The organism is Flavobacterium sp., assembly GCF_035760125.1.
Classification (GTDB): Bacteria; Bacteroidota; Bacteroidia; order Flavobacteriales; family Flavobacteriaceae; genus Flavobacterium.
This window is the reverse complement of sequence record NZ_DASTTN010000072.1, coordinates 1-6,757: the sequence shown is the minus strand read 5'-3', so window position 1 is coordinate 6,757 and position 6,757 is coordinate 1. Positions and strand designations below refer to the sequence as shown.

Here is a 6,757-nt window from a genome sequence, read left to right as displayed (position 1 = left end):
CTTCCAACCAAAATGGTAGCAGAATCAGGTCTTTGATCCAATAAAGATTTGATATTTGACTTGGCTCGTTGAACTGCAAGACCTTGAAAGATTTCTCCAATAGTATAAAACAACATTACTGCCACACCTTCTGGAAATTGTCCAATAGCAAATGCTCCAAGAGTTGCGATAGACATCAATAAAAACTCAGAAAACAAACTTCCATTTCTAAAACTTTCAAAAGCTTCTTTTAGAACAGGAAAACCAACTGGAATATATGCTAAAATATACCAACCAATTCGAATCCAATCTATAAACCAACTTTGAGGAAAATAATTATCAAAAACAATCCCTATCAATAATAAGCAAAAGGAAATTACCGCTGGAAAAAACATTTCAAAATGGCTTCCAGCTCCGTGTGAATGATGGTGATCGTGACCGTCATCGTTGGAATGTGTGTGTTCACTGTGACTTGAACAACAACCATCAGGTTTATTCATTTTACTATTTTTAGTATTTTTAAAAGTGGTGTCCATTTTATTAATTTATATCAAAATTAAGCATATATCCAATATTAACTACTGCAAATCAAGCCATTTTACTCTTCTCCACTTCCTTTTGTTAATTCAGATAATAAATAATAAGCTCCTTGGATTACCACTTTAGTATCACTAGGAACTTTATCAATTACTTTAACTTCTGTAAAGCCCAAATCTGTAGTACCAATGCTCACTTTTATTTCTTTAAACCTATTTTTTCCTACTGAAATAAAAATAAAATGATCATTACCATTGTTGACAATTGCTTCCGTTGGCAGTGCAATTGTTTTATTGTTATCAATTTTAACTCTCGCTTCTACATACATGCCTGGCAAAAGAGTCTCGGTAGTTTCGTTTATTTTGGCATGAACTAATACCGCTTGTTCGTTGGGTTCAAATGCTTTGTTAATAGCATAGATTTTGGCTGGGTGTGTATGCGAAACATCATTTGCATCACTAAATGCAATTGATTGCCCAATCTTTATTTTGTGAATGTCTTTTTCAAATACTTTCAAATCCAAATGCAAAAATCGATTATCAATGATTTCAAACAGTACCGCATTTGCATCAGCATATTTTCCCATACTCAAATTAATATGCTGGATATAACCACTTATTGGTGCTGAAATTGCAATACTTGAAGCAATATTTTTTGATGATAACTTATTCCCGTTGATACCTAATTGAGTCAATTTAGATCCTAATGTTTCTTTTTTGGCCTGTGCAATTTGCAATTCTCGCTGTGCTTGCTGATAGGTTTTACCTGCATTAATATTATCGTCTCTCAACTCTTTTTGACGCTGAAATTCTTTTTCCAAATAATTAAGATTGGCGTTATTCTCTAAATAATCCTGTTGCAATTGTATCACCTCAGTATTAACAATAGTTGCCAATGTTTTTCCGGCATTTACAAATTCGCCTTCTTGAACCAAAATGTTTTTTACAACACCTCCAGTTAAGATACTTACCTGTGCTTGATACTGTGGTGGTAACGATAGTTTTCCGTTAATTTTCAATGTTGTAGTTAGGTTTTTGTATTCAAAATTCCCCAACTGTAAATCAATGGCTTTTATTTGTTCGTCGGTAAAAGCCACAATTGATTTTTCTACTACAGTCCCTTTAGAATCATTTGTAGCAGCCTCTTCACTAGCATTATTTTTGCATGAGACTAAACCTAGAAATAAAAAGAATATCATTAATATATTATTTTTCATCGATGTATTTTATTTGTTTAATAAAAATTGAATGTTGATTATTGTTTGATTGTAATTGTTCATTGCAGTCAAATAATCGTTTTTGATTTTGTTGGCATCTTTTAAGTTTTGGGTATATTCGATATAACCAATATCTCCTGATTTGTAAAGCTTTTGCGCCGAATTGACAATCGTTTCAGCCATTGGAATTCCCTCAGTTTTATAATAATTGAGTTGCTCTAAATATTGTTTTTGAAGCTGGTATTGTTGTAAATAAACAGTAACCAATTCCTGTTGTGATTTCTCCAATTCTTTTTTTGCAATTTCGGTTTCTAATTTTGCAACTTGCGTTTTTGCTTCAATTCCGTTTCTGAATAATGGAATATTAATTCCTACGCTTCCATAATAAAAAGGAGTTTCTTTATCCAAACTTTGCGCATTAACTCCCAAATTGAATGATGGATTCGACTTAGCCTTTTCGGATTTTATAGCTAATTCTTTTGCTATAATTTGCTGTTGCAAAAGCTGTAAAGCAGGATGATTTTTAACCAATATACTATCACTTAAATTAATTTCTGGTAATGCCTCATATTTTATCGGAGCTTGATAATCTGTATTATTTCTTGTCCATTTTTGCAATTCTGCCAAATAAAAAGACACTTGGGTATTAACATCTGCCAACTGCATTTTTAAATCTTTATGTTGTAAAACGGCATTAATTTTTTCAAGTTTATTGCTTTCGCCTACTTTAAATTTCTTCTCTGCATACTTTTCATAATCTGCAAAAATAGTATCTCTTTCAAGTAACAACTTATACTGCTGTACGTTGTAAATCCATAAGAAATAAGCACTCGAAACGTTTTTAATCAATTCGCTTTTGGTAACCGCTTCAAATGATTTTGCAACTGATACATTTTGATTCAAAAGATTCCTATCGGCTTTATTCGATAATTTAAAACCTTGCGCCACACCCACATTATAATCAAACAATTTGCTGTTCATTTGTCCCAAATTACTATTGATATTAAATGGATCTAGAACCGTAGCCGTTTTTATTAATGCTTGTTGTTGCTCCGTTTGTAAAGTAGCCTGTTGCATAGTAGGATAGTTTTTTAAAGCAGATTGCAACGCATCGTTCAATTGCAAAGGACTATTTTGTGCACTTGCATTAAATGAATAACAACTAAAAACAAATACAGCAATTGATGTTATTTTAGGGCTTATCTTTATTTTCCTTGGTGTCATAACTAAATAATATAAAACGGGTAAAACAAATAAGGTTAGCAATGTTGAAGTCAATAAACCACCAATCACAACTGTTGCCAGGGGCTTCTGAACTTCAGAACCTGCACTTGTACTTAAAGCCATTGGCAGAAAACCTAATGAAGCTACTGTAGCTGTCGCCAAAATCGGCCTCAACCGAGCACTGCTTCCTTTGTAAATGCGTTGCAATAAATTATCTTCTCCTTCCTCTTTTAATTGATTATAATAACTGATTAACACAATTCCATTAAGAACGGCAACACCAAAAAGTGCAATAAAACCAACTCCAGCCGAAATACTAAAATTCATTCCACGGCTCCATAAAGCTAAAATTCCGCCTATAGAAGCCAAAGGAATAGCAGAGAAAATTATCGTTGCTTCCTTGAGAGAGCGGAACGATAAAAAGAGTAAAAAGAAAATGAGTAAAAGCGCAACGGGAACTGCCAATAGTAATCTTCCTTTAGCTTCCTGAAGATTTTGAAATTGCCCACCATATTTAATAAAATAACCTTCTGGCAATTTTAGCTTGGCATCTAGTTTTTTTTGGATTTCCAAAACTACACTTTCTACATCTCTACCCCGGACATTGGCCTCAATGACAATTCTTCGTTGTGCTTCATCACGGCTTATTTGTGATGGAGCTGTTTTAAAAGCGATTTCAGCCAATTCGTTCAACGGAATTTGGTTTCCCCTTGGCGTTGGAATCAATAATGATTTCAATGCATCAATGTCGGTATCTCCATTTTTGGGAATACGGACAACCAAATCAAATTTTCGCTCTCCTTCATACACCACCCCTGTTGTTCCGCCTGCATAAGCAGTATTTAAAATCCGGTTCACTTCAGCAATATTCAACCCATATTGTGCAATTTTATTTCGGTTGTATTTTACGACCAATTGAGGCATTCCTGTCACTTGTTCTACCTTAATATCAGTCAGACCTTCAATTCCGCTTATAATTGGAACTGCCTTATTGGCTTCCAAAGATAATTTATCCAAATTGTCACCAAATATTTTTATGGCAATATCCGACTTTACTCCCGCAATCAATTCACTAAAACGCATTTGAATGGGTTGTTCAAACGATAAACTGACTCCTGGAATTGTTTTAATTTCTTCATTCATCAACTCCGCTAATTCATCCTTGTCTGTTGCCGAAACCCAATCCTTTTTGTCCTTTAATACAATAATCATATCACCATTATTAATTGGCATTGGGTCAGTAGGTATCTCAGACGAGCCAATTTTACCAACTACTTCAATTACTTCCGGAAACTTAGATTTTAGTATTTTCTCTATCATTGTAAAGGTAGCTATCGTCTGAGGTAGAGAAGAACCTTGCCTTATTGTTGTTTCTACCGCAAAATCACCCTCATCCAATTCAGGAATAAACTCACCTCCCAATGAATTAAAAATAAATATTGAAGCAATAAGTAAAAAAAATGCAATGCTTATAACTTCAACTTTTCGTTTCAATGCAATAACTAAAACCGGTTGATACCAATTGTTCAATTTATTGATAAATCTATCAGTAAAATTAGGCTCATTACTGATTTTTTTGCTCAAAAAAATACTGCTCGCCCATGGGACGTACGTAAGTGAAAGCAGCAATGCACCAAGTATTGCGAAACTTACCGTTTGTGCCATTGGCATAAACATTTTGCCCTCAACACCACTCAATACAAACAAGGGGATGTAAACAATCAAAATTATTATTTGTCCAAAAATAGCAGAACTCATAATTTTTGATGAACTTTTTATTACTTCATGGTCCATCTTATTTTGAGAAAGCAAATTGTTCTTATAGTGCTTAGAAAAAATATGCAAAGTCGCTTCGACAACAATTACGGCTCCATCGACTATTAGTCCAAAATCTAATGCCCCCATACTCATCAAATTGGCGCTCAATCCAAAGAGATTCATAATAATTATTGCAAAAAGCATAGCCAAAGGAATAACCGAAGCCACAATTAAACCGGCTCGTAAACTGCCTAAAAACAGCACTAAAACTAAAATTACAATTAATGCCCCTTCCGACAGATTGGTGGAAACCGTACTGACAGTTTTCTCGATAAGTTTGGTTCTGTCAACAAAAACATCAATTTTAACACCTTTAGGCAGGGATTTTTCAATTGATTGTATTCTTTCTTTTACACGTTCAATTACTCGTACAGCGTTCTCCCCTTTTTGCATTAGAACCACACCCCCTACTGTTTCTCCGCTTCCATTTCTTGTCATTGCTCCGTAACGAGGTGCAAACCCAAATTTAACTTCGGCGATATCTTTTATCAAAATGGGAACACCTGAATTATTTTTTATAACAATATTGTTAATGTCGTCAATATTTTGAATTAATCCTTCTCCACGAATAAAATACACATTGGGGCCTTTGTCGATGTAGCTCCCACCAGCATTTTCGTTGTTGTTTTGTAACGCATCAAAAACCTCAATAAGCGTAAGATTATTGGCTGCCAATCTTTCAGGCTTTACCGAAACTTCATATTGCTTTAATTTCCCACCAAAACTGCTAACATCTACAACTCCAATAGTACCCAACAATTGACGTCGAACAATCCAATCTTGAATCGTTCTTAATTCTGTCAGATCATATTTTTCTTCATATCCTTTTTGGGGAACTAATACATATTGAAAAATTTCTCCCAATCCCGTAGTTGGAGGTAATAATTCGGGTATTCCATATTGTTTCGGAATATTATCCGCTGCCATTTTTATTTTTTCATCAACACGTTGGCGTGCAATATTAACAGGTACATTATCTTTGAAAACAATTGTAATTACAGACAAACCCGAGCGGCTTGTACTGCGCAATTCAACCATCTCAGACAATGATTTAAATTCTGTTTCTAATGGATAAGTTATAAATTTCTCTACTTCTTGAGTAGCCAAATTTGGCGCATTGGTTATTACTTGCACTTGATTATTGGTTACATCCGGTAATGCGTCCACACTTAATTTTGTGAATGAATAAACACCAAACATAACAAATATGGACAATAAGACTCCTGTAATCAATTTGTTGTTTACTGAAAATGCAATGATTTTATGTATCATTTTTAATAATAATATAAATGAGAAATCAGACCCGAAAAGGTCTACTTTATTTTTGTGTAAAAGCCACAACTCTCTATCCTAATCTCTAATGATTATTAGAATTAGGTTTCATTATACTATTTGAGGAGGTTGCCAAATACTTCCGAAGAAATTGGAAGTAAAAACTGATTTATATTCAGGAATTTTGTTTTTAACTAGCTTTTGAACAATCACAAAATCAAGACTACTAACAGTATTGTCGAAAGCAAAAACATGAGAACTACAACAATTGCAAATACAAAATGGAGAACAAGCATCATTATCCTGATTATGCTCTGAACTACTTTTTACTACAAGGATTTGTGATGAACTATTCATGTCCTTATCTGCACATGGCAAACAGGAAAGCAGTAAAAATATGATTGATAATATAGTACTAGTCCATTTCACAAAAGCAAAATTACGGTTTAAATTTAAAAATTGAGTAAAATAAATTTAGAATCCTAAAATATAACCAAATCGAATATAATCAAAATCAAACAATTACTCCCAAAGTTTTTTCTGATGGGGAGCTCTTTTTTTATTGATCCATTTATTCAATTTATAACACAAAAAAGCAGAGCCGCTACCTACAATAGCGCCTGCCAAAACATCTGTTGGATAATGTACGCCCAAGTACATACGGGAATATCCTACCGCACCAGCCCATAAGAAAGACGGAGCAATAACATA

At 33.8% G+C, this 6,757-nt stretch carries 4 protein-coding genes and 1 pseudogene; all 5 read right to left on the bottom strand.

Annotated elements, in window-relative coordinates; genetic code table 11:
• Positions 1–479, bottom strand: a pseudogene (locus tag VFS71_RS02950) (heavy metal translocating P-type ATPase); the annotation flags it as partial.
• Between the two features lie 98 nt (positions 480–577).
• The gene (locus VFS71_RS02945) at positions 578–1,732 is read right to left on the bottom strand and encodes an efflux RND transporter periplasmic adaptor subunit (protein WP_326399291.1); all 1,155 of its coding nucleotides are present in this window, start codon (positions 1,730–1,732) and stop codon (positions 578–580) included.
• Between the two features lie 9 nt (positions 1,733–1,741).
• Positions 1,742–6,046, bottom strand: coding sequence for a CusA/CzcA family heavy metal efflux RND transporter (locus tag VFS71_RS02940; RefSeq protein ID WP_326399290.1), 4,305 nt, complete (start codon positions 6,044–6,046; stop codon positions 1,742–1,744).
• 111 nt (positions 6,047–6,157) lie between these two features.
• On the bottom strand, positions 6,158–6,475 hold the full coding sequence (locus tag VFS71_RS02935) for a DUF6660 family protein (protein ID WP_326399289.1): 318 nt from the start codon (positions 6,473–6,475) through the stop codon (positions 6,158–6,160).
• Positions 6,476–6,568: 93 nt separating this feature from the next.
• The coding region (locus tag VFS71_RS02930; RefSeq protein ID WP_326399288.1) for a phosphatase PAP2 family protein at positions 6,569–6,757 on the bottom strand (189 nt) is incomplete at its 5' end.

Coding starts and splice junctions, on each gene's coding strand:
- VFS71_RS02945 (WP_326399291.1), bottom strand. CDS start 1,732: ATGAAAAATAATATATTAATGATATTCTTTTTATTTCTAGGTTTAGTC.
- VFS71_RS02940 (WP_326399290.1), bottom strand. CDS start 6,046: ATGATACATAAAATCATTGCATTTTCAGTAAACAACAAATTGATTACA.